The 23,348-nt window shown below is 66.6% G+C and carries 16 protein-coding genes and 1 pseudogene; 11 read left to right on the top strand and 6 right to left on the bottom strand.

The window, feature by feature from the left end; translation table 11 throughout:
* Positions 1 to 9: 9 nt before the first annotated feature.
* On the bottom strand, positions 10 to 1,395 hold the full coding sequence (locus tag E1212_RS16320) for an amidohydrolase family protein (RefSeq protein ID WP_238992368.1): 1,386 nt from the start codon (positions 1,393 to 1,395) through the stop codon (positions 10 to 12).
* A gap of 3 nt (positions 1,396 to 1,398) precedes the next feature.
* Positions 1,399 to 1,950, bottom strand: coding sequence for a hypothetical protein (locus tag E1212_RS16315; protein WP_131984305.1), 552 nt, complete (start codon positions 1,948 to 1,950; stop codon positions 1,399 to 1,401).
* A gap of 107 nt (positions 1,951 to 2,057) precedes the next feature.
* Between E1212_RS16315 and E1212_RS16310 the strand changes: the two genes are divergently transcribed.
* A complete protein-coding gene (locus E1212_RS16310) occupies positions 2,058 to 3,164 on the top strand; it encodes a serine hydrolase domain-containing protein (protein WP_131984303.1) in 1,107 nt (368 codons plus the stop codon).
* Here the strand turns inward: E1212_RS16310 and E1212_RS16305 are convergent.
* The gene (locus E1212_RS16305) at positions 3,151 to 6,600 is read right to left on the bottom strand and encodes an indolepyruvate ferredoxin oxidoreductase family protein (RefSeq protein ID WP_203416916.1); all 3,450 of its coding nucleotides are present in this window, start codon (positions 6,598 to 6,600) and stop codon (positions 3,151 to 3,153) included. The genes E1212_RS16310 and E1212_RS16305 overlap by 14 nt on opposite strands.
* A gap of 146 nt (positions 6,601 to 6,746) precedes the next feature.
* On the opposite strand from E1212_RS16305, the gene E1212_RS16300 reads away from it, so the two are divergent.
* Entirely contained in the window at positions 6,747 to 7,229 is a 483-nt protein-coding gene (locus tag E1212_RS16300; RefSeq protein WP_131984299.1) for an Lrp/AsnC family transcriptional regulator, read from the top strand.
* A 15-nt stretch (positions 7,230 to 7,244) separates the two neighbouring features.
* Here the strand turns inward: E1212_RS16300 and E1212_RS30785 are convergent, their stop codons facing one another.
* The gene (locus E1212_RS30785) at positions 7,245 to 7,418 is read right to left on the bottom strand and encodes a hypothetical protein (RefSeq protein ID WP_162605504.1); all 174 of its coding nucleotides are present in this window, start codon (positions 7,416 to 7,418) and stop codon (positions 7,245 to 7,247) included.
* 510 nt (positions 7,419 to 7,928) lie between these two features.
* Between E1212_RS30785 and E1212_RS16290 the strand changes: the two genes are divergently transcribed.
* Positions 7,929 to 9,377: an MFS transporter gene (locus E1212_RS16290; protein ID WP_131984295.1), complete on the top strand. Its 1,449-nt coding sequence runs from the start codon at positions 7,929 to 7,931 to the stop codon at positions 9,375 to 9,377.
* Between the two features lie 196 nt (positions 9,378 to 9,573).
* Here the strand turns inward: E1212_RS16290 and E1212_RS31125 are convergent.
* Positions 9,574 to 9,758: pseudogene (locus tag E1212_RS31125) on the bottom strand (four-helix bundle copper-binding protein); the annotation flags it as partial.
* Positions 9,759 to 10,023: 265 nt separating this feature from the next.
* Between E1212_RS31125 and E1212_RS31120 the strand changes: the two are divergent.
* From E1212_RS31120 to E1212_RS16255, 6 genes are all read left to right on the top strand, one after another.
* Complete coding sequence (locus E1212_RS31120) at positions 10,024 to 10,371, top strand: hypothetical protein (RefSeq protein ID WP_203416922.1); 348 nt, start codon at positions 10,024 to 10,026, stop codon at positions 10,369 to 10,371.
* 341 nt (positions 10,372 to 10,712) lie between these two features.
* Entirely contained in the window at positions 10,713 to 11,678 is a 966-nt protein-coding gene (locus E1212_RS16275) for a CBASS oligonucleotide cyclase (RefSeq protein ID WP_131984293.1), read from the top strand.
* Between the two features lie 2 nt (positions 11,679 to 11,680).
* A complete protein-coding gene (locus E1212_RS16270) occupies positions 11,681 to 12,187 on the top strand; it encodes an HORMA-1 domain-containing protein (RefSeq protein WP_131984291.1) in 507 nt (168 codons plus the stop codon).
* Between the two features lie 113 nt (positions 12,188 to 12,300).
* The gene (locus E1212_RS16265) at positions 12,301 to 13,110 is read left to right on the top strand and encodes an AAA family ATPase (RefSeq protein ID WP_203416915.1); all 810 of its coding nucleotides are present in this window, start codon (positions 12,301 to 12,303) and stop codon (positions 13,108 to 13,110) included.
* Between the two features lie 8 nt (positions 13,111 to 13,118).
* Positions 13,119 to 13,883 (top strand): DUF6602 domain-containing protein, encoded by a 765-nt coding sequence (locus E1212_RS16260; RefSeq protein WP_131984287.1) that lies wholly within the window; start codon positions 13,119 to 13,121, stop codon positions 13,881 to 13,883.
* 56 nt (positions 13,884 to 13,939) lie between these two features.
* Positions 13,940 to 14,746, top strand: coding sequence for an MFS transporter (locus E1212_RS16255; protein WP_131984285.1), 807 nt, complete (start codon positions 13,940 to 13,942; stop codon positions 14,744 to 14,746).
* On the opposite strand, the gene E1212_RS16250 is transcribed toward E1212_RS16255, so the two are convergent.
* Positions 14,627 to 17,245: a serine/threonine-protein kinase gene (locus tag E1212_RS16250; protein ID WP_131984283.1), complete on the bottom strand. Its 2,619-nt coding sequence runs from the start codon at positions 17,243 to 17,245 to the stop codon at positions 14,627 to 14,629. The genes E1212_RS16255 and E1212_RS16250 overlap by 120 nt on opposite strands.
* Before the next feature lie 1,382 nt (positions 17,246 to 18,627).
* Between E1212_RS16250 and E1212_RS16245 the strand changes: the two genes are divergently transcribed.
* Together E1212_RS16245 and E1212_RS16240 are read left to right on the top strand one after the other, a co-directional pair.
* Entirely contained in the window at positions 18,628 to 21,432 is a 2,805-nt protein-coding gene (locus tag E1212_RS16245) for an ATP-binding protein (RefSeq protein ID WP_203416914.1), read from the top strand.
* Positions 21,410 to 22,585: a response regulator gene (locus tag E1212_RS16240; protein WP_131984279.1), complete on the top strand. Its 1,176-nt coding sequence runs from the start codon at positions 21,410 to 21,412 to the stop codon at positions 22,583 to 22,585. The genes E1212_RS16245 and E1212_RS16240 overlap by 23 nt, the downstream gene beginning before the upstream one ends.
* Positions 22,586 to 23,348: the final 763 nt, after the last annotated feature.

Here is a 23,348-nt window from a genome sequence, read left to right as displayed (position 1 = left end):
TGTCCTTCCTCACACGATCCCGGCGCGGCGCACCACGGCACGGGCCCGGTCGAGCGCCTCGGCGCAGATCGCGTCCTCGTCGACCCGGGTGCAGCGGCCGTCCTCGACCACGACCTCGCCGCCCACGATCGTCATGCGCACGTCGGAGCCGCGGGCCGCGTAGACGAGCGTCGCCCGCACGTCGTGGTGCGGGGTCAGGTGCGGCGCGTCGAGCCCGACCACCGTGAGGTCGGCCAGCCGCCCGGGCGCCAGCACTCCCGCGTCGATGCCGAGCAGCCGCGCCCCCTCGCGGGTCGCGAGGGCCAGCGCCTCGTGGCTGTGCGCCGCCTCGGGATCCAGCCGGTGCAGCCGCTGGACCAGGACGGCCTGCTTCATGCACTCGAACAGGTCCTGGCGGTGGTTGTACGCGGCGCCGTCCGTCCCCAGCCCGACGACCGCGCCCGCCGCGCGCAGCTCACGCAGCCGCAGCACGCCGTCGGCGCCGTACTGGTTCGACACCGGGCAGTGTGCGACTGCGGAGCCGGTCTCGCCCACCATGCGCACCTCGGCGTCGGTCAGGTGGATGCCGTGGGCGAGCGTGGCGCCCGGCCCCAGCAGCCCCTGCTCGTGCAGCCAGGCGACGGGGGTGGTGCCGTAGGCGCGCCGGTACGTCTCGGGGTCGCGCGGAGTGGAGGAGCAGTGCGTGTGCCAGCCGGTCCCGGCGTCGCGGGCCAGCTCCGCCGAGGCCCGCAGCAGGGCCTGGTCGGCGTACGTGACGTTGTGCGGGCCGGGCCAGACGGCGACCCGGCTGTCCGGCGGCCTCGCGGTCATGCAGTCGCGGGTCAGCTCGATCTCCGCGCTGGTGGGGTGGGCGAACAGGCCGCCGGCGAGGCCGTTCTCGCGCGCCACCGCGCTCGGCGTGCCCGCCATGCCGCGGGCGACGACGCCGCGCAGCCCGACGTCCTCGACCGCCTCGGCGACCGCGAGCACCGTCTCGGGATCCGCCGGGGCGTAGTGGTGGTCCAGCAGCGAGGTGGTCCCCGCCCGGGCCGCCTCGACAGCGCCGAGCAGCGCCGCCAGCCGCGCATCCTCCCTGGTCAGCGCGGCGGCGTAGGGCCACATGAAGTCCGTCAGCCAGGACCAGAGCGGCCGGCCCTCGCCGAGGCTGCGGGCCAGGCCCTGGTACAGGTGCGTGTGGGTGTCGACCAGGCCCGGCAGGACGACGGCGCCGCGGCAGTCCACGGTGCGCGACGGCGTCAGGCCGGCCAGGTCGATGGCAGTGCCCACCGCCGTCACCCGTCCGCCGCCGACGGCGACGGCACCGTCCTCGATGACGCCGGCCGACGGGTCCATGGTGACGACGGTGCCGCCGGTCAGCAGCAGGTCGCAGGGCGCCGGCCCCGTCGCGTCGGACACGGCTCAGTACTCGACCAGGGTTCCCTGGCTGTAGGGCGTGTTGCCGAGGCCCCGCCTGCGCGAGCTGTCCTCGGCGGTCTTGGCGTCGGGGACGGCGTCGTCATCGGGCCGCGTCGAGCAGTGGAAGTGCCACATCTTCCACTCCCGGCCGCCCTCGCCGTCGTCGCGCTTGTAGATCTCCGTGGAGCGGTACCGGAAGGTGGCGTCGATCTCTTCGGGCAGCAGGTTGCCCTCGTCGTCCTTGATGACCCAGGACGGATAGATGCCCTCGGAGACGATGTAGCCCATGTCGCCCGCCACGTCGACCCGCATGACGTGGTCCTCGCACAGCCCCCACCGGTCGGTGCGGGCGTAGAAGGACCACAGCGCGTCGAGGTCGTCGACCCCGAAGTAGGGGTGGTCGTTGAGGTTGAACATCAGGAACTGGTCCTGCTTCGGCGGGAAGACCGTCCGCATCAGCGGGATGTTGATGTTGTAGTTCGAGAAGTACCAGTCGCGGTGCAGCTTCAGCAGTTGCGCCACGTCCTCGGACTGCTCGTTCGCCTGGTTCTGCACGTGCCTCCCCTTCCGGTCCGCCGACTCCCGATGTAATCAGATTACATAGGCTGGTGCGACGGCACCAGAGGTGCCAGACTGTAATCTGATTACAGGAGGAGGCTCACATGTCGGTCCAGGGATTCGCCGGCGACGGCTACGAGGGCGTCACCGAGCTGCTGACCCGATTCGTCGCCGACGGCCAGGAGACCGGTGCCGGCCTCTCGATCTGGTCCGCGGGCGCCGAGGTGGTCGACCTCACCGCCGGCTGGAGCGACGCCGCGCGGACCGAGCCGTGGCGCCCGGACACCCTGGTGCACACGTACTCGACCTCCAAGCCGTTCGCCGCGCTGGCCACGCTGACCGCCGTCGCCTCGGGCGCGCTGGAGCTGGACCGGGCGGTGGCGGCGTACTGGCCCGAGTACGGGCAGGCCGGCAAGGACGAGACCACGCTGCGCGACGTGCTGACCCACCGGGCCGGGCAGCCGGTCTTCCCGCCCGCCGCCGCGACGGTGGACCTGGTCGACGAGGACGCGCTGCGCGAGATCCTCGCGGCCGCACCGCCCGAGACGCGGCCGGGCACCGTGCTGGCCGAGCACGCCCTCACCTACGGCCACCTGCTCGACGGCGTGCTGCGCGCCGCCACCGGGCAGCCCCTCGGGCACTGGTTCAACGACGTGGCCCGGCCGGCGCTGGGCATGGACGCCTGGTTCGGCGTGCCGACCAGCGAGCTGCCGCGGGTGGCCGAGCTCGAGCACGGCCTCCCCGGCGGAGCGGCGCAGATGCTGGCCGAGGTCTGCCCCACCTACGACCGTGCCCTCTCGCGGCCGCACGGCGCCATGGACATGGACCGGATCAACTCGACGGCGTTCCGGCAGTCGACATTCGCCGCCATCAACCTGCACACGTCAGCCCGCGCGCTGGCCCGCTTCTACTCGACGGTGACCGACCCGGACGGTCCGTTGCGCGACCTGCTCGGCGAGAAGCTGCACACCGAGTTCGTCACCACACAGGTCACCGCCGTCGACCAGACCGTCCAGGAGCGGGTGAACTGGACGCTCGGCATGTTCCGCACCGACAACTTCATCGGCATGGGCGGCCTCGGCGGCTCCGCGGGGTACTGGTCGTTCACCAACGGCCACGGCGTCGCCTACGTGACCCGGCGCCTCCACGACCACGGCCGCATCGGGCAGATCGCGTTCGGCATGGGCGACAACCTGATCAAGGCCGTCTGAACGCCGTCATCGCCGCGTCGAGCTCGGTGCGGTAGCGCTCGATGGTGGCGAGCTTGAGGTCCTCGTAGCCGCGCACGACGTCGGGCAGTCCGGCCACGCGCACCGCCTGCTGGAGGGTCGCGGCGTCGAGCCGGGCGGCCAGCTCGTCGACGACGGCGCCGTACTCGCGGACGAGGTCGCGCTCGGCCCTGCGCACATGGGCCCGGCCGAACGGATCGAAGGCGGTGCCACGCAGGCCGCGCAGCGCCCGCAGCACCCGGAAGACCACGCGGAACCAAGGGCCGAGGCGCAGCTTGCGCTTCATGCCCAGGGCGCGCAGCACCGGCGGGTGCAGGTTCCACGACGCCCGCGCGCCGGGGCCGAACCGCTCCTCGATCTCGGCCCGGGTCTGCGGCAGCAGCGCCAGCCGGGCGACCTCGTACTCGTCCTTGTAGGCCATCAGCTTGTGCAGGTTCCGCGCCACCGTCTCGGTCAGGACGGTCGAGGACGGATCGACGGCGGCCTCCGCCCGGCGCACCTGCTCGACCCGGGCCGCGTACCGCGCCGCGTAAGCGGTGTTCTGGTAGTCCGTCAGCTCGGCGACCCGCAGCGCGACGACATCGGCGAGCGTGCCGGTGGCGGCGGGCCGGCGGGACTGCCGTGTCGCCGCGAGGGCGGTCACGACCTCCGGCTCGACCACGTACTGCCGGCCCCGGCGGAACGCCTGCAGGTTGGCCTCGACGGCGACGCCGCCCCGCCTGATCGCCTCCTCGACCGCCGCGGCGGGCAGCGGCAGCCCGCCGGCCTGGAACCCGGCGCCGACGAGGAACAGGTTGGCGTACTGGTCGTCGCCGAACAGCGCGGTGGTCAGCTCGCGCGCGTCGAGCAGGTGCGTCGTCCGGGCGCCCGCGCGGACCCGGTCCGCGAGTTCGTCGACGTCGGGGAAGGTGACGGAGACGTCGCTGACCATGCGGCCCGTCGGCAGCTCGGCGACCGAGAGGACGGCGGTGGTGCGGCCGGGCGCGGCCACGGCCAGGTGCGCCGGGTCGGCGGCGACCAGCAGATCGCAACCCAGGTACAGGTCGCACTCCCCCGCGGCGAGCTTGTTCGCCTCGTGGCCGGTGCGCCGGAAGCGCACGTCGGACACCACCGCGCCGCCCTTCTGAGCCAGCCCGGTCTGGTCGAGCGAGCGCACGTTCCAGCCGGCCAGCAGGCCCGCCGTGGCGAGGATCTGCGACGCCGTCACCACCCCGGTGCCGCCGACCCCCGCGAGCCGGACGCTGAAGCCGTCGCGCTGGGCGGCCACCGGCGGGTCGGGCAGCTCCGCGGCGTCGATGTCCGCGACGCCCTCGCGGCCGCGGCCGCCGGCCGGCACCGTCACCGTCAGGAAGGCCGGGCAGTCGCCGTCGACACAGCTGTAGTCGAGGTTGCACGAGCCCTGGTGGATGGCGGTCTTGCGGCCGAACTCCGTGGCGACGGGCTGCACCGACAGGCAGTTCGAGGTGCGGCCGCAGTCGCCGCAGCCCTCGCAGATCCGCTCGTCGATGACGACCCGGGTCTCCGGCCGCTCGTCCTTCGAGCGGCGGCGACGGCGGCGGCGCTCGGTGGCGCACTCCTGGTCGTGGACGAGGACGGTGACGCCGGGCGTGGCGGCGAGCACCCGCTGCGCCTCGTCGAACCGCGAGCGGTCCCAGACGGCGACGCCGGCCGGGAGCCGGTTCCGCCGGTAGCGGCTGGCGTCCTCGGTCGTGACGATGACGCGCGCCACGCCCTCGGCCCGCAGCACGTCGACCACCTGGGCGACGGTCATGCCGCCCGCGGGGCGTTGCCCGCCGGTCATCGCGACCGCAGAGTTGTAGAGCAGCTTGTAGGTGATGTTCACACCCGCGGCGACGGCGGCGCGGATGGCCAGCGACCCGGAGTGGTCGAAGGTCCCGTCGCCGAGGTTCTGCACGTAGTGCGACCGGTGCACGAACGGGGCCATGCCGATCCACTGCAGCCCCTCGCCACCCATCTGGCTGAGCCCGGTGACGGTGCCGACCTGACCCTCGTCCATCAGCAGCACCATGGCGTGGCAGCCGATGCCGGCGCCGGTGAGGGAGCCGTCGAGCGGCTTGGTGGAGGTGTTGTGCGGGCAGCCGGAGCAGAAGTACGGCGTGCGGCGCAGCAGCGGCAGCTGTGTGCGGCCGGCGACCGCGGCGGGGCTGCGGTCCGCTGCGACCGCGGCGGGGCTGCGGTCCGGTGCGTCCCCGGCCGGCGCGAGGCCGTGCGCGGCGAGGCGCCTGCCCAGCCGGGCCACCACGAGGTCGACGTCGAGCTCGCCGTAGGCCGGGAACAGCTCGGCGCCGCCCGGGTCGGCCTTTCCCGTGACGACCGGCCGGCGGTCGAGATCGTAGAGGGCGTCGCGCAACGCCGTCGCCAGGAAGGAGCGCTTCTCCTCGACGACCACGACCTCGTCGAGGCCGGTCGCGAACTCGCGGAGGGTCTGCTCGTCGAGCGGGTAGGGCATGACGACCTTGAGCAGCCGGATCGGGCTGGCCTCGAGCGCGTCGGCGGCGATGCCGAGCTTCTCCAACGCCGTCACGACGTCGAGGTAGGTGCGTCCGGCCGAGACGATCCCGAGCCGGTCCGCCGTGCCCCGCCCGACGGTCCGGTTGAGGTCGTTGAGCCGCGCGTACTCGCGGGCGATCCGCAGCCGGGTGGTGAGCTGGTCCCGCTCGAGCGGGCCGAGGGTCGGCTGCAGCAGCCGCGCCGTCGGCACGTGCCGCTTCGCGCCGGCGGGCAGGACGGGCTCGGGGCGCTCGTCGCCGAGGTCGACGGTCGAGGTGCCGTCGGCCACCGACGTCACGACCTTGACTCCCACCCACAGGCCGCTGGCCCGCGACAGCTCGACGGCATGCAGCCCCAGCTCCAGCACCTCGGCGCTGTCACCCGGGTAGAGGAAGGGCATGGCGAGGTCGGCGAGGGCGAACTCGGAGGCGCACGGCACGCTGCTCGACTTCGCGGCCGGGTCGTCGCCGACCAGGACGAGCGCGCCGCCGCACGGGTGGGCGCCCATGAGGTTGCCGTGCCGCAGCGCGTCCGTGGCCCGGTCCAGCCCCGGCGCCTTGCCGTACCAAATGCCCAGCACCCCGTCGCAGTTCGCGCCGTCGACGGTCGGAGCGAGCTGGCTGCCCTGCACCGAGGTGGCCGCCGCCTCCTCGTTGAGCCCGGGCACGAACGTCACCGCGTTCGCGTCGAGCAGGTCGCGGATCCGGTTCAGCTCGAGGTCGTAGCCGGCCAGCGGCGAGCCCTCGTAGCCGGAGATGAAGGTGCCGGTGTCGAGGCCGGCGTTGCGGTCGCGGCGGGCCTGCTCGATCGGCAGCCGGGCCAGCGCCTGGATGCCGGTCAGCTGCACGCGGCCCTCGACCGCCGCGTAGCGGTCGCGGGGCCGGACGACGGTCGCGGTGGTCGTCACGTCGAGCGCCCTCCGGATCGGCCAATGGTGCACCGACTCTGGCGATCGACGTACCATGAGGGCAAGACTCGCGGCCCGAGATTGGGCCATTGGCCCGAATTCCACGCGCCCGTGGGCGCACCCCGTCGACCATTGGCCAGGTATCCGTGACACGCTCGCTCGACCTGCTGGACCTGTCGATCCTCCAGCTGAGTCTCGACCGGCCCCGTGCCGGGGTCCGCGAGTACGCCCGTCTGCTCGGCGTGGCGCGCGGCACCGTCCAGTCCCGCCTCGACCGGATGGCGCGGCTTGGCGTCATCACCGGGCACGAGCCGGGCGTCGCGCCGGCCGCGCTCGGCTTCACGGCACTCTCCTACGTGCGGCTGAACCTGGCGCAGGGCGTGCTCGACCAGGTGACCGAGCGGCTGGCCGCGATCCCGGAGGTCATCCAGGTCGACTCCATCGCCGGCGACGCCGACGTCATGTGCCACGTCGTGTCCACCGGCCCGGAGAACACCGAGGAGGTGCTGCAGCAGATCCTGGCCGTGCCGGGGGTGCTGCGGACCCGCACCGAGCCGGTCCTCCGCCGGCGGGTGCCGCACCGGGTCCGGCCGCTCATCGAGCGCATGGTGCGCGACGCCGCCACGTGAGGCTGAGCGTGTCCGTCAACAGTCGGACATCTCTTCGGCTTCCTCCCGTGGCTGAACTCCTGAGTGAAGGGGCACGTTCTCGACCTCGGCGGCGATCAGGTCGGCAAACATCGCCTCACGATGCGTCGGCTGATGCTGCGCGAAGCCGGCCACGACGCCACCGCCGTCGCCGACTCCCCCGTCAGCCACGGGAAGAAGATCTGGTCCACCACCCCACTGGAGCGGATGAGCAAGGCCTCACGCGCCACGTGCTACGGCACAGCACACGATGAACCGCCTGTAAGTCTCCGGGCATCCCGAGGCGGTTCGATCTCCGTAGCGGTTGAGGCGGTGGCGGTCGGCGGTCTGTCCGCTGGCCGCTGGGATGGGTGCGGCGCCGGCGAGCATCGCGAACACCGCCTCGGAGTGGTGTCTTGGATCCAGGTCTGGCCCGCGACGTGGCGGGCAGGGATCGTGGGAGCGCGAAGGCCTTCCTGGTCCGAGCAGCACTTGCGCCTGTAACCGTACCCCCCTAGGGTATACACCGGCGTCGCTGCGCTGCGCACGGCTGCGCCACCGCTCGGCATCCAACGATCACGACGGAGCATCAGCGCCGATCGGGCGGCTGTTGTCCACCTCACGGCGCAAGCAGGAACACCGAAATCCCGCCATGGGGTTCAGTGCACCATCCGGATACCCCCTACCGGTAAGGAGTACAAGATGACCACGATGACGTCCTCGACGGCCTCGCGGCGTTGGGCCGCGTTGGCTTTGATCGCCATGGCACAGTTCATGGTGATCATGGACACGTCGATCATCGGCGTGGCGCTGCCCGAGATCCAAGCCGACCTCGGCTTCTCTCAAGGCGAGCTGTCCTGGGTCTTCAACGCCTACGTCGTCGCGTTCGGTGGCCTGCTGCTTCTCGGCGGAAGACTGTCGGATCTGTTCGGGGCTCGCCGGATGTTCGGCCTCGGCTGGTTCATCCTGCTGGTCGGCTCCGTGCTCGCGGGAGCTGCCGGCAGCGTGGCGGCTGAGCTGACCGGCCGCGCCGTCCAGGGCGTCGGCGCCGCGCTGATCGCACCATCGGCCCTCACGCTGCTCATGATGCTGTTCGGCGCCGAACCGCGGCAGCTCACCAAGGCCTTGGCCATCTACGGCGCGGCCGCGCCGGCCGGCGGCACCGCCGGAGTGTTCCTCGGCGGCGTCATCACCGAGTACGTCTCCTGGCCGTGGGTCTTCTACATCAACATTCCGATTGCCTTGATCGCGCTGATCGCGGCGCCCGCGCTGATGCCCGCCGGAAGCGTTGGCACGCGCGGCTCCGTCGACATCGTCGGTGCCCTCACCGTGACCGCCGGCCTCGGCGCCACTGTCTACGCGATCGTGCGCGCTCCGGAGGTCGGGTGGGCGGCCGGTGAGACCTGGCTCGTGCTGGCCGGCGCCGTCGTCCTACTGGGCATCTTCCTCGCGGTGCAGGCAGCACGCCGGGAACCGCTGATGCGGCTGTCGATCTTCCGCACCCCCAACCTCGGCGCCGCCAACCTTGCCCAGCTGTTGCTCGGCGGCGCGTGGATCCCCATGTGGTTCTTCCTGAACCTCTACCTGCAGCAGGTGCTCGGCTACAGCGCCTTCCCCAGCGGGGCCGCACTGCTGCCGATGACGGTGCTCATCATGATCGGGATGATCGCCCTGGCTCCGCGCATGATCGGCCGGTTCGGCCCCAAGGCGATGACGGTCACCGGGCTGGCGATCCTGGCGATCGGCATGGGCTGGCTGTCCTTCATCCGCCCAGACGGCAGCTTCTGGGTCGACGTGCTCCCTGCGTCGCTCGTCGCCGCCCTGGGCATGTCGCTGGCCTTCATCCCGTCACTGGGCACGGCCATCTCCTCCGCCCGGCCCGAGGAAGGCGGCTTGGCCTCCGGCATCGTCAACACCAGCTACCAGGTCGGCTCTGCTCTCGGCTTGGCGGCAATGACCGCCGTGGCCGCGGGCTACGGCGCCGCTCAGCTGGACGACCTGCCCGCCCTCACCAATGGCTTCTCCGCCGCTTTCGTCGGCGCCGCGGCCATCGCTGCAGCAGGAGCCGTGCTCGCCGCGGTCACCCTTCGTTCCGGGCGCAGCGCAGCCGCCGCCGACGTGGAGCAGTTGGAACGTGCTTGGGAGTCGTGACTCTGTGCCGGCCTGCACTGACCCCAGGGTGAGGGCACACCGCAGCGGCGCCCTGCTGCGACACCCGGCGACCCGAGCACTCGTCGCGTGCGCCTTGCATGACGGCCCGAACGGTGTTCCACGAGCAGGCCGGGTCCCCGTGTGGCGCCGAGTCGGCGTCGCACGGGGGCGAGACAGACGGACCAGCTGTTCAGCCCAGCGACGCGTCGTAGCCGGTATGGCGCGACAACGCCCGGCCGGTCGCCTCGCAGATGTCGGCCAATCAAGGTTGGTGCGGATGCACTTCACCAGCTCGGCGACCATGTCCTCACTCAGGCATGCATCGGCGCAAGCGGTACAGGTCCGGGCTCATGCGAAGCGCTCCCCAATGCACCTGGTCAGGGCTTATGTGTCGACCCTGCACAGGTCCTGTGGGTAGGTCTGCAGCATTTCGCTGACCTGCACGGTCTTCTCATCCCGGTCGCGACACGAGGTGCCCACGCCGAGTCGCTCGGCGGGGTGAGAACCCCCGGGCCGGCGGCACCCGTATCACCATTCGGGCATGCGCCTGGGTGTCGTTACGGCAGAGCTGAGGACGCGAACGGGCGTCGCGGCACGCCGTCGCCACCTCGAACGGCGGCATGACCGTCGGTGAACGACCGAACTTCTGGGCATCAGCCAGTCCACAGCGTCCCACCACGTGCGCAAGCTCACCGACGCGCGATTCGTGCACGCCGGCGAAGGTCGGCACCACCACCCGCGTCCCCCCGCTCGCCCGTGGCAATCCTCGACGAACTGCTACGGGATCGTCACGAGGAGGTTGCAATCCGACCCTCAAGTCGAAGCGCCCGCGGTCGCTTTCGGAGAGGTCCTGAGCCCGGCTGCGACGAGGTGCCCAGGAATTCTGCTCGCAGATTACTCACAGACGGCGATCTGTCTTCGCTGGCGAGGGCCACAAGGCCTGCTGACCTGGGTGGGCGATACTGGGATCGAACCAGTGACCTCTTCGGTGTGAACGACGAACCCACACCTCGCCCACCTGGGTCGGATCGAGTCGCCGCAGGTCAGGAGCCTAGGGTGGCCTGGACTCACCCCGGCTGGCCCGGCCTTACGAGCAAGATCGGCACACAGATCGCACACGATCTTGATGTCTCGCAATCGGGCTCCGCAGCGGGTCGGCGTGGTTGGCCCTGAGGCAGGAGCCGGTCCGTCTCGTCCCGTCTCTGGCTCTAGAGTCATGCACCCGCTCACCAAGAGGCAAGATCACCCTCAGTGTCACATCCGTCCGGTATCATCGACACGTCTGTAATTTCACTGTTGTCAGCCGCCGACGCGGGCGGCAGCCGGGGGAAGCACATGCCCGAGGTCGAGCACAATCAGATAGCCGCGTTCGCTGCCGACAAGGTGAACTTGCCGGCAGCGAAGGCGAAGGAACACCGAGAGCAGGTCAACCGACTTCGGGAGCGGCTCCAGGCAAAGATCAACGAGGACCCTGGCTTCTCTCTGGTGAAGATGCTGCACGCCGGCAGCGTCGCGAAGGGAACAGCGCTCAAGACCGTCAATGACCTGGACACCGCGGTCTACGTCAAGAAGGCCGATGCGCCGGACGACGACCGCAATCTCGTGCCGTGGCTTGCAGACCGACTGTTTGAGGCGGCGCCGCCCAACATGACGCGAGATCAGTTCCAGGAAGAGGACCACTGCGTCACGGTCAATTTCAAGGGCAGCGGCCTAAATGTGGACGTGGTGCCAGTCCTCTACGAAGGCCAACCGGACGACGTCGGCTACCTCGTGAACAAGCGCACAGGTGACCGTCTGCTCACAAGCATAACCCTCCACCTGCAGTTCATCCGCGCCCGCAAGAACGAGCACGGCGTTGATTTCGCGCAGCTCATCCGGCTCACGAAATGGTGGAAGCGGCAGGCTGTCACCGATGACCCGGACTTCAAGTTCAAATCGTTCATGATCGAGTTGCTCTGGGCTCACCTAGCAGACGCTGGCCTCGACCTGTCTGACTACCCCACGGCCCTAGAGGAGTTCTTCCTCTACGTCGTGCGAACCGAGTTCGACGACATCATCAGCTTCACGGACTTCTCGTCCGTGGCCGAGCTTCCTGATCGTCGTACAGCACCCATCGAGGTAATTGACCCTGTGAATCCTGACAACAACGTCGCCGTCCGCTACGACGCGGCCGGCAAGAAGCGGATCGTCGAAGCTTGCCAGGACGCTTTTGACGCGCTCTCTGAGGCCCGGTACGCGACCACGAAGACCCGAGCCGTGGATGCGTGGCAGTCGGTCCTCGGCCCATCATTCCGAGGCTGAACATGACCTACGCTCAGACCCAGACCTTCAGCCGAACTGAGGCGCGTTACCTCGCTTCGAAGGTGGTCGCCGACCTCCATCAGTGTGCCCGCCTGTACGGCAAGCCAAGTGCCTCCAGCATCACCGATTACGAGACGGAGTTGGTGGAACGGCTCGTGAACGGCTACGTCTCGGAATACGAGTTCGGGTTCAAGAAGAACGACAAGCGTGTTGTGGCGTGGCAGTACGCGGTAAAAGACGGCGATCTTGTCGGCGGAAGCGTCGACGACCGCCCGGGCCGAGTGTATGCCCGTGCCGACATATCCGGCGCCTCCTACTACAACTACATGGCGTACACCCAGAAATGGAATGCGCTCTCAGCAGAGGAGAAGACGGCCTTCTTGGCGACGCTCCCGTTCACGCGTGCCGCCGGCCAACTGCCAGGCGACGGCTCCGGTTACTGGATTACCGACAAAACCTACACGCGGGGCGGTGTCGCGGTGACACGAAAGACCTTCCGGCCACTATGACATCCGAGTTGTTCGGTCACGTTCAAGAGTTCCCAGACCCGGACTCGGGCGAGCGATTCGACGCTCTTGTTGGGCTCGACGCGGTGAAACGGCGACTCGTCGACGAGGCTATCGTGCTGCTCAAGCCCGAGGTGCTGGACAAGTGGTCGAGCAAGCACCATGACGGACTTGTCGCGGCGGTTCGGTCCGTGCGCGAGCGGGTCCCTCTGATTGTGCTCGCCGGCGACGTAGGGACTGGCAAGACAGAACTCGCCGAGACCGTCGGACACCCCATCGCGCGGGCGCTTGGAGTCGATGTGACGCTGTATCCGTTGAGCCTCAATGCACGCGGTTCGGGCTTGGTTGGCCAGATGACCACGCTCATCACGAGCGCCCTGACCGAGGTCGGCCAAAGGGCTGCGAAGGCCAGAAGCACCAACGGGAACCTGAACCGAGCATTCGTTCTGCTGGTGGACGAGGCTGACTCGGTCGCCCAGTCACGCGAGCTCGCGGAGATGCACCACGAGGATCGCGCAGGCGTCAACGCGCTCATCCAGGGAATTGACACGTTCAGGAAGGACGGCCTCCCAGTGCTCACCATCATGTGCACGAACAGGCCAGACGCGATCGACCCTGCGGTCGCACGTCGCGCTGCCCACATCTTCAGCCTAGAGCGGCCCGACCAGGCGCAACGCGATTTCGTCCTACAAGCGGCGCTTAGCGGCGCGAGCAACATCACCAACGCAGACATCGAGAAGGTCGCGCACCTTCTCGGTGCTACCGAAGACCGACCGTACGGCGCAACGTACTCTGACCTTCGCCAACGGTTCGTCCCCGACGCGGTGCTGGACGCCTTCGGCCGCGACGCGCCACTCGACGGCGAGCGTCTGATCGAGCTCGCCTCGTCGTTCGTGCCGACCCGGCCATTCGTGCAGGAGCCGTGACGGCCTAGATGAAGCCGCTTGAAGCCTTCGACCTACCCGGCGCCTTCCAGGCACGCGAGCAGCAACTCGCAGCCACACTCGGCCTGGGGGGCGCTCTCACGAACCACGGCACGCTGGTCGGAACCGGAACGGAACATGGTTGGAACGGTGTGCTTTCTCGCTTCCTGCCCGGCAGGTATGGACTCGCGACGGGGAAGGTAGTGGACTCGCAGGGCCATCAGAGTGAGCAGATCGACCTCATCGTCTACGACACCTTCTACTCGCCGCTACTGTTCAAGGTGGCGGATGCGACTTTCGTACCGGCCGAGAGTGTGTACGCGGTCTTCGAAGTAAAGCAGGCCCTTAACAAGGCGTACCTTGACGCCGCAGCGGCAAAAGTCCAATCCGTCCGACGGCTGCACAGAACGTCCGCGCTCATCCCGAATCAGTTCGGGAAGGAGATCCGAAAAGACCTCAACAGTATGCCCATCCTGGGTGGCATCCTGGCGTCCGGGAGCGACTGGGCCGTTCCGTTCGAAGATGCGCTCCGGAAGCATCTCCAGAACCAGCAGCGCGACCAGGCCATCGATCTGGGCTGTGCCTTGGGTGCCGGCGCATTCGACACCGTACGTCAGCCGATACGTGATGGCAGAAACCTCGTGGAGCTCTCGGTGAGCGTGCCTCACAGATCACTCAGCTATTTCATGATGCGACTGCTCCACCGCCTCCAGCAACTCGGGACAGTCGGCGCCATCGATTATGAGGCGTACGCGACGCCGCTCGAGGCCAGCTAACACGGGCTCGCGCAGGCCGGCACCCTCTACGCACCGGCGTTCACCGCGCTCACCCCCTGGTACGACCCCCCTCGCACCCGCGCACTCACCATCCTCACCCTGGTGGCCGGCCTCTCCAGCACGATCTTCGCTCCCCGACCGCCGCGCTCCTCGACCACCTGTCGTGGCGGCAGACCTACGTCGTTCTCGCGATCCTGCTAGCTGTCACGACCATCCCCGGCCACGCCCTCGGCCTCACCGCGCCCTGGCCCGCCACCCACCACGGCCAAGCGCACACGCGACGCGGCAACGGGCACATCCGCGCCGTCGCCACCAGCCGTGCGTTCCTCTGCCTCACCATCTCCGCCGCATTGACGGCGTTCACGCTGTTCGCGACCACCATCGACCTCATCCCGCTACTGACCGATCGCGGCCTCACCATGACCCTGGCCGCCGCCTGGGCCCTCGGCCTCTCCGGCGCCGGGCAACTGCTCGGCCGCATCGGCTACGCGCCGCTCTCGCGCCGCACCAGCCCACGCTTTCGTTCTGTCGGCTTCCTCCCCGGACCGGCCGCCGCTCTCATCGCCGCGACCTTCGTTCTCGGCATCGCCCGCGGCGAGTTCACCCTGCTCCAGTCCACCGCCATCAGCGACCGCTGGGGCATCGCCGGCTTCGGCACCTCTACGGAATCCTCAAACGCCCCACCACGATCGCCATGGCCATCGCACCATGGGCATTCGAGCACGACGTCTCGACCCAGCCGACTAGCTGGACTGAAACGCGTGCACAAAAGGATCGTCACCCGGCCAGAAGACAACGTACTCGCCAGCTTCTACACGTACCTTTGGATCGTCCTGGTCATTCACGTCGTCGATGACTCCTAAGGCGATTCCTGTTTCACCAACAGGTTCGAGCTCCCCAGAAGTTCTCGGGTGGATGTGAGATAGCAGCGTCCTCCGCGGGTCGAAGAGGATGAGCGTGTCATCGAGCGCGGCAGTTTCGATAACCGAGACCATCTTGAGGCTCGCCTGGAGCGATTCCTCCCACCATTCCTCCGCGTCTGGCCCCCCAAAAGGTGCTAGCAGTATGTATTTGGAAGCGTCGTCCCCCAGCTTCGCGATCGCGCGTACTACCGCGTCGGTGCGGACTTTTGCCCGCCTGGTCGTTAGTGCAGCAAGATGGTCGACTATCTTACGGTTTTCGGCGTCAATGAAGGCCTGCGCGATCATGTCTCCAAGATCCTTGGGATCCGCATAAGTGCTATTGAATATCTCGTCAACGAAGTAGTGGCGAGGAATCTTGTAGTTGATCCCAAAGACGGGCATGGCGGCGTCAGCATCGAGCGGAACGCTGGACGAGCGCGGCAGACGACGGGAAATTCGGCTGTCGCTATAGAGCCGCGCCTCAAATGCCCGCTTCAGCTCGCCCACCTTCTGGTCTGAGACGTGCGCGTTCGCTAGTGCGGTTATCTCGCTTGCCTTCCAGCGCTCGATCTCCTGGGAGAGATTAGCCCTGAGCGTCGTGGCGCTATGATCTAGCGCCTCATCAACTTCTTCAAGAAGCGGCATTAGTCGCGTGTAGAAGGAGTTCAGATCGTGCGATGTCGCTTTTGGAAGCGTCCCATTCGATCTGATTAGCGCTCTTGCGACAGCATGAAGCACGTAGTTGTTCATCTCGAGTGCTTTGACTTGCATCGGCCCGAGATTGGCCGCCTCCCACCACTGCCATCTCGAGAATGGCGTCGATTCGTTGGAAACCACAAGGCCAGCGGCAACTATGTCGCTGCGGTTACCTTTCGGGCCAAGGAGTCTGTGCAGATCTTCATCCCGGGGCAGGATCTCGTCTGATCGCGACTCTTGCCAGGCCAGCCATGCAGACAAGACGAGTTGCCCGGCGCGTGCGTGCTTGCGCAGATGACCGTTGGTGTCTGTGTATTCGAAGAGTCCGGAGAGATAATTGGCTGCAGCGCGTGCGGCAGAGAACCGGCGGGCATCGACTGCGAGCTTGACGAGTTCAACAATTGCCCACGACGATCGCACCCGTAAGTCGACTCCGTCCGCCTCACCTAGGTGCGAGTACTCAGCTAGGTTCTGAAGGTCGAGCAAGATCAGGTCGACGTACTCGTCCAGCTGGTGGTTGCCGGCGACTAGCGCATTTGACCAGATTCGGGTGAAACTTCTCAGGGATTCATCGGTATAGTCAGTGGATTTTACGTCTCTTACTTGCAGCACTCGCGCCATCGCCTGATGTACGAAGAGAGTAAAAGCCTTGGGCGATTGTATGGCGTCAAGTTCTACCTCCGCGAGCACGCCATAGAGCCACCTGCGTCGTACCGAATAGGTTCTGCGCGGTGCCTCTTGTGTCGCTATATGCGCCGTCCACGCCTCTCGAAGGATCGCATCAATGAGTTCTAATGCACGGCTGGCGGAGCCAAAGGCGCCTGCTCGGATTCCCGCCGCGACGGCGTCTTGCAGCATGGATATTTCGCGGGAAATTTCCTCATCGGGCGTCACCGCTTCCCGACCCTCGAACTCTAAGCTGCTCGCCAGCAGGGTTTCAACGCGTTCCCTGACTGGGGCAGGAACGTCCGAATAGCCTCGAACACGGAAGACCACCGCGCCGTGGCGGACTCGATCGCCTGGCTCCGCGCTGACAACAATCTCCGGCGGAGAATAGTTCGAGGTTTCCATTGCGGCGGCCGCCTCAGGGATAGACTGCACTCGAGGGGCGAGCGCTGCTAGCGCTTGCCGTACAGGTCGTGGGTTGATTCGCCGCAACACCAAGCCGCCACGAGGTGTTCGGATTGGGGCGTAATCTGACGCTGATACCGTCGGTTCCCGTGTGAGGCCAGCCTCGAAGAGGGGTTCGAGTTGTTTGGTCGCCGACGCATAGTTGCGCGCGACCGTGTCGAGCCGATCAATCAGGTTTCGCGCAAGCGATCGTTTGACCACCTCGTCGAGCAGAGACGGCTTCCCGAAGAGTCTTGCGACCCGAATATAGGATATGAGCATCATCGCTACAGTCAGGGCCAGACCGCCAACCACTGCAACGGCGACCCCTGCGTCGCTTTGGAGCCAGATCGTTTCGACGGCGAGAAGCGCATTCGCCGCGAGCCCGAGTCCGACAAACTCTTCTACGTACGCGTACCTAAGGACGTCAGCCCTTGTCGCACCGACGGCATGCGGCGTGTCCACGAACAACTGCGTGGCGATCGCGAGGCCGGCGAGGCCCACAGACAAGAAGGTTGTCTGAACCTGCCAAATCAGCCCCGACGCGCCTGCCTCCGGGCTGAGCGTTGGCAGGAAGGTGAGTTCCGAACCATGAGCGATCACCAGCGCGGTCAGACAAACTGCGAGGTAGCCAACCAGGACAAACCAGGACACTCTACGGCTGCGCATCCCAACCTCTCATCCCACGCATGGCTGACGTCGTCGAGAGCGTAGTGGAGAGTCCCGCATGCTCCAGCCCTCCGGACACCCGGCGCTGAACTGCGAGAGCGGAACCTGGGCTGATTTCCCGGGCCGGAGTCTCCGGGAGCTGGCATGCCGCCGTTCATCAACCGGGCCGCGGTGGCGACCAATGCGATCCTTGCTGCTCGGTCGGTCGCATCGCCTGTCGCACGATAGTGCCCGCCATCTTGAGTCGTTCGTTGGTGGCCCTCAGCAGGCCAGCGCGCCAGGCCAGTAACGGAGGAGAGGCTGCCTCAAACAACCCACGGCCGGCCAGACATGCCCATGATCAAATATTGCCCAGGGCAGGTCTCACTGGCATAGCCTGATGATGATGACGGCGAGTACAAACACCTCCTCGGTACCTGAGGGGCGACTATGCCGTAGGTGTTGGCCAGTGCTTGCCACCCTTTGAGCTGGATGAACCCCGCGTTAGATGACGCTCGCGGCCGCAGTAGGCGCCTCGGTCGTAGCGGACCCGCCGGCCACTGGTGCAGCCGCGACGTAGGGGTGTCGCACATAGTCGGCGGCTTCAGGAATCACTAGGTGATACAGCGGCCGGCATAGTAGGGCTCGGTTGGCGCGGGAAGACGAGGCCATGTTGGCCAGCAAGGCGCCGAGTCGCCTGTGCCGGCCAGGCCCAGGCTGGCCATGGCGATCGAGCCTCGCGGCCTGCGTCGATCATTCCTCCAGTCTCGGCTGCCTCGGTTCTCGACGTAGATAGATGCGTTGCGTCCGACCACGTCGGTAGGGTTGATCAGATCCGTTCGAGGGGGGCCGATGACGTGTGAGGCAGACGCGGCGCGGGAGCGATGGTTCGACCCCGCGGACGCCGCCGCACAGAACGTTGAACCTTGTCTTACCGTACCTATGCGTGCCCCAACGAAAGCGCGGAGTCGGAAGCAAAATACCTGGTCAGCCCCCACTTCAGCATGCCACCTGATATCCGCCACATCGCGACTGCAAGCAGGTTCCTCGACGGACCCGCCTTCCAGACAGCCTCGCCGCCCCAGATACACGCGGACGGCTCAACCACCTATCGAAGCGCACGCTCTGGAATCACAGCTCGGCATCCGCGCCGAGGACGAACCTGTCGTCGGCCAACGCCGACTGGACCAATTCGGCTAGCCGGGACAATCCATATGACGCATCAACTCCGCACTCTTGCGATCCTCCCAGCAGACGTTCCTGAGACGGCCGTCTGGCCAGAGTTGGGTTCAAAATTGGGGGCTGATGAAGACGGAGTCGGCCCCCACCAACGTCAGTGGCTGACGATAGCTACGCTGCACCGATCAGGACTATACGAGAAGGCCGACTTGTCGGCGATCGTCTCCAAGGAATGCCTATCGTTACTCGAAGGCGTCGGCAGAGCCGTGCTGGATCTCGAGCTGCGGATGCTGATCAGCCGACGAAATCCATTGATGAATGTCGCGCAGCGCGACGCAGAGAAAGCGCGCCTCATTGGGCCGGTCCGACGAGACTTGGTCGAGATTCTACGCGTCACGGACAACTCCCGCCTCGGCGCTGGAGAATGGCAGGCGATAAGCGCCGGAAGCGGAGCTCGCACCGTCGAAACCGTGATGCTTCAGGTCCTCGGCTGGTGGTCCCTGATGCTGCCGGGAGGTACAATCTCAAGATTGGTTGACCAAATCCACGCCGACCTAGGGCCTGACACTACGGTCGGCTATGACTGGCGCACGATGTTAAGCGAGCACTTTGGCAAGTTGGCGCCAGAGTTCTTCTTCTCCGAACAGGGACCGGATCACACCAAGCTGTTCCAAGCGACGGTCAGGACATCAGACGGCCGGTCTAGCACTGGTTCGGTGGCCCGAAGCAAGAAAGAAGCGGCCCGGCTTGCAAGTCAAGCCTATCTTACCGCCCACGCACCAAGGTTACTCGCCAGCCGAACCTCATCAGACCGCAAGCCGCCGCTGTCTGAACTTCCTGTCCATATGGAACACAGACGCCTTGCAGGGCTCTTCGACACGACTGACGCGAGGTTGTTCGCCAAGGCGCTCACTCACAAGTCCTGGGTGTACGAAAATACGCCCCACGGGGATCGCCGGGCATCCAACGAGGTACTGGCGAACCTGGGGAGTGCCGTCTTAGGGGTCCTGGCAGCACGGGCGAGATCAGCCCGCCTCTTGAGTTCCACCACACGGCCTGATCCAGACCTGTCAACAGGCTTGACGGTACCCGACGAAGATCTGGTGCCACTCGCGCACGATCTGGGGCTGCCGGCGGCATGTCGCCTTGGAGCCGGGCAGAGGCGACTGGGCATGACGACCGAGATGCTGGCGAACTTCGTGCAGGGCGTACTCGCGGCAGCGTACGTGCAGGCGCCTGGCATCACTGAATTTGAGCGCCGGTTGCCAGCGGTCGTCGCCGAGTTCCTCGCGGCACACAGTCGTCGCTCGACTCGCGACGCCGCGACCCGGTTGCAAGAACTCGCCGTCGAACTCGACCTTGAGTGGAGGTCCACGGATCGAAGCACGGGACCGGGTCACGCGGTCGTTTACCACAACACCACGTGGATCAACGGTGGCTCCGCGACAATCGTCGTCGAGGGATACGGTGCGGGGCGGACGGCTGCGAAGAAGGCGGCAGCTGCGCAGGCGATCGGCTCTGCCAACCTGCGCGTAGGCGCCACGGACTTCGAACAGCGCGACGTGGCTCTCTTCTTCCTTGTGAGGCAGATAGAGGTGCTCGCTGCGAAGCCGCGGCTCTGGCCGCGGTGGCAACAGGCCAATGTTCTGGGTGCCGGCTATCTCGCAAATCTAGACTGGGCCGCCTTCGCCAATTGGACCGATGCCGTACGAGCGGCTGGCCTCCTCGACAGCCAGTTCCCCGCGGAGACCCGGCATGTCCTCGCCGACTATTACCAGAGGGCCGTCCGATCCGCTTACGCGCGCCCAAGCTTCGCAGCCGTGCTTACTAGGGTGCTGCGCTGGGTCGAGGCTGCAAGGGAGCAAAACAGAGCCATCCTTGAGCCTGAACAATGGGAGGAGATGGTAGCTTTAACCGCTGCTCACAGCATCTGGCTGGCTCCAGGAGGGACAGCGGACCTCGCCAAAATGCTTGAACGTTGGGCTCAACCCGACCGCCGACGAGCATCCGTAACGCTCGATTTGGACAGCCCCGCCGAGATAGGAGCTCAGGCCTGTGCGGCCGTCCAGCGCCTCCTGCAGGAATTCCGGCCGCCGAGCCGCGGACCGAATGAACTTGGTCTCCATGCAAAACTCAGTTCTGGGCCACGAGGACACGAAATCCGGCTGTCGCCAGGAGCGGTCTGGTCGTCTGGGTCTGCGTCCGTGGTGGCGCTGGTATGCGAGGCCACCAAAGGCGTAGTGGTGGACACGCACGGGGATGAGACAGTCTTGCGGATCACCAACCAGAGCGTCGCCGGTTCGGGATTGCTGTGGGACGCTGCTACAAGCACGCGCGCAACTGACCAGTACGACGTTGAATTCGGCCGGCTCTTACACGACCTGAAGAACCAGATCATGGGTGCTCGGATGGCACTAAGCCGGCCGACAGAGACACGTACCGAGCAGCTCGAAGCAGAACTCGATGCAAGCCAGCACATCGACTCAGCGGCCGCGATCACCACTCAGCTTGTTGGCGCCGAGGGGCTCTACACCAGGATCCAGATCGGCATGTGCAATCTGGGGTCGTTCATGCGGCACTACATCAGCGATCTGATGAAGCGGCTCCCGCCAGGTATCCGTGTGATTCCACCAAACACGGTCCCGGTGCGGGTGGCGCTTGGTGCCGAAGTCCTGCGGGGCGCATTGGACAATCTCGTGAAGAATGCTGTCGAGGCGATGGGCGATGCGGGGCAGATCGAGTTCGAGTACACCCTCCTGGAGGACGACCGTGTCGCACTCTTGGAAGTACGGGACACCGGCCCTGGCCTGCCGAGCCACGTAATCTCGGCGCTGCGGAGGGGCGGAGTAGCCCCGACCACCAAGCGGCACGGAAGCGGTCTGGGCCTACCGGGCGTGATACGGATGATGCGCCGAGCTGGCTGTGACCTACACCCCTTGCAGGTGGCGGTCGGAGGGGCCTGGTTGATCACGCTTCCGCTGGCAGAGGAGAGTGGAGCAGCTGATGACAATTGATAGACAGCGTCCTCGGCGTCGGCCGCGGATTCTGCTCGTCGACGACCAGCGTGACGTCGCTCATACTTTGTCGAAACTGCTCAAGCCATTGAACGCCGAGTTCCGCTTCGCAGAGGATGGGGACGCGGGCTTGCGGCGGCTGCGTACCGAGATGTTCGACCTCGTGCTGGTTGACCTGTTCATGCCACCGGGTGACGTAGGCGGCATGTGGCTCCTGCGCCGACTTGCCGAAGACATGATCCGGATCCCAACCGTCATCCTGTCTGGGAATGAAGCACAGGACGAAACGATCGAGGCGCAGCGCCTTGGAGCGAAGAACTACGTTGTTAAACACAAGGCAACAGAAGAACTCCTGGACGTGGTAAAAGAGGTGCTTGCCGACGCTGCCCACGCGCACTGGCAAGTCGCGACCAGCGAGCTTCCGGCTCCAGTCGCTATCCCACTCATACGGTCGCGACTACAGACCGACGACATGCACCGCCTGCGCGACAGCATCCACTGTGTAGAGTCCATCTTCCGGTTCAGCGCTCTGGCGGCCGCCGCCTCGTTCCGTGACCTGCTAGCCGAGCGGCTTGAAAAGCCGCCGTCCATGGGAACCTGGCAATCGTTGTGTCGCGAGCTGCAAGGCCAGACCGCAGGTGGCGTGTTACGCGATTGGCTCACTACCGTCGCCGACCGTTCGGCCGCCGATCTTGTGAGCGTGCGCAACGACCTTGCCCATGGTGGGGTGCCAGTGGCCTCATGGGTGAAAGAGCGACAGCGAGACGTCGACGACTGGCTCGAGCTGTTCGTTACCGTTGCCGCAACACGCCCAGCGCTGCGGACCGTGGTTGCCGGCAAGCTTGAGCATACCGGCGACGGTTTCGTTGCCGAGGTCGCAAATCTCGTCGGCAGCGCAACGGCCGTGCGCTGGCAGGAATTCCACGCCGCTGAACCGCTTCGCAAAGGACGCGTATACCTCGTGGTAGCTGACGAACCCGTGATCAATCTGTGGCCTCTGATCACTAGCACCCCAGACGATCGTCCCGGTCATTGGTCTATCTCCGTTCTGGACGGCGTCACGCGGAACGGTCAGCTCCGGTACATCAACCTCGATAACGGCACGCGCGTCGACTCGGAGATCACGGTCGCCGACCTCCGATCCTGCCGCTAAGCGCACGAGCCTGAACAGCCTCCGAGTCCTCGAACGGCCCGGTGGCCAGCTCTCGCCCGAGGCAACCAAGGCGCGGTCGCGCTCACGTTGAGCCGTCGGCATGGTGAAGCTGCTCGCCGGCGCCGATGCCGCGAAGTTTCGCCACCCAGGCGCATATCGAGGTGACACGAGGCCCCATGTCAACGTCGATTTCATATGAGCTGCCGACCAACTGCGACGAGCTGCTCAGTGCTGCGTCTTAGGACGCCGAGTCGTATAGCGCCCACGCGCCCCGCGAGCTGCAGACTCACACCTGCTTCCTGGGGAGATGTTAATGAGAGAACTCTCATCACCGTCCGGCAGTTGACGGTACCGGCGCCACGGAGATGCCTGTCCCGAGTCGCCGGAACATTACGCGTGGGACACTCTGTGGGCACCGGCAAGCAGATAATGCTCCCGTCGCCTGCTCGCCTTTAGGCCCAGGTCCGCAGCTCGGCCTCGACAGCACGGCAGTATCCCGCCCTGTCCAGCGTCGGCTGACGACCGTATGCTTCTTGTTCAGCCCGCATGCGTGCTGTGTGATCAGGCACTGTCCAATAGTTGCGCCTGCGTGCGGCTCTGCTCAGCACGTTGTCCGGCTCGACTGACGCTCAGAGCGGTGATGTCCCCGCTTGTGGTGTAACTCGTCGGGCCTGACGGCGTGGGTGACCACGCGTGTGGAGGCCATCGTGTGATGGTCAGCGAGACCACGCCAATGGTTCTCGCGGAAGGACACATCACACGA

Origin of the sequence: Jiangella ureilytica, assembly GCF_004348545.1 — a bacterium.
Taxonomy (GTDB): Bacteria; Actinomycetota; Actinomycetes; order Jiangellales; family Jiangellaceae; genus Jiangella; species Jiangella ureilytica.
The sequence above is the reverse complement of the archived record's forward strand: the minus strand, read 5'-3'. Positions and strand labels throughout refer to the sequence as shown.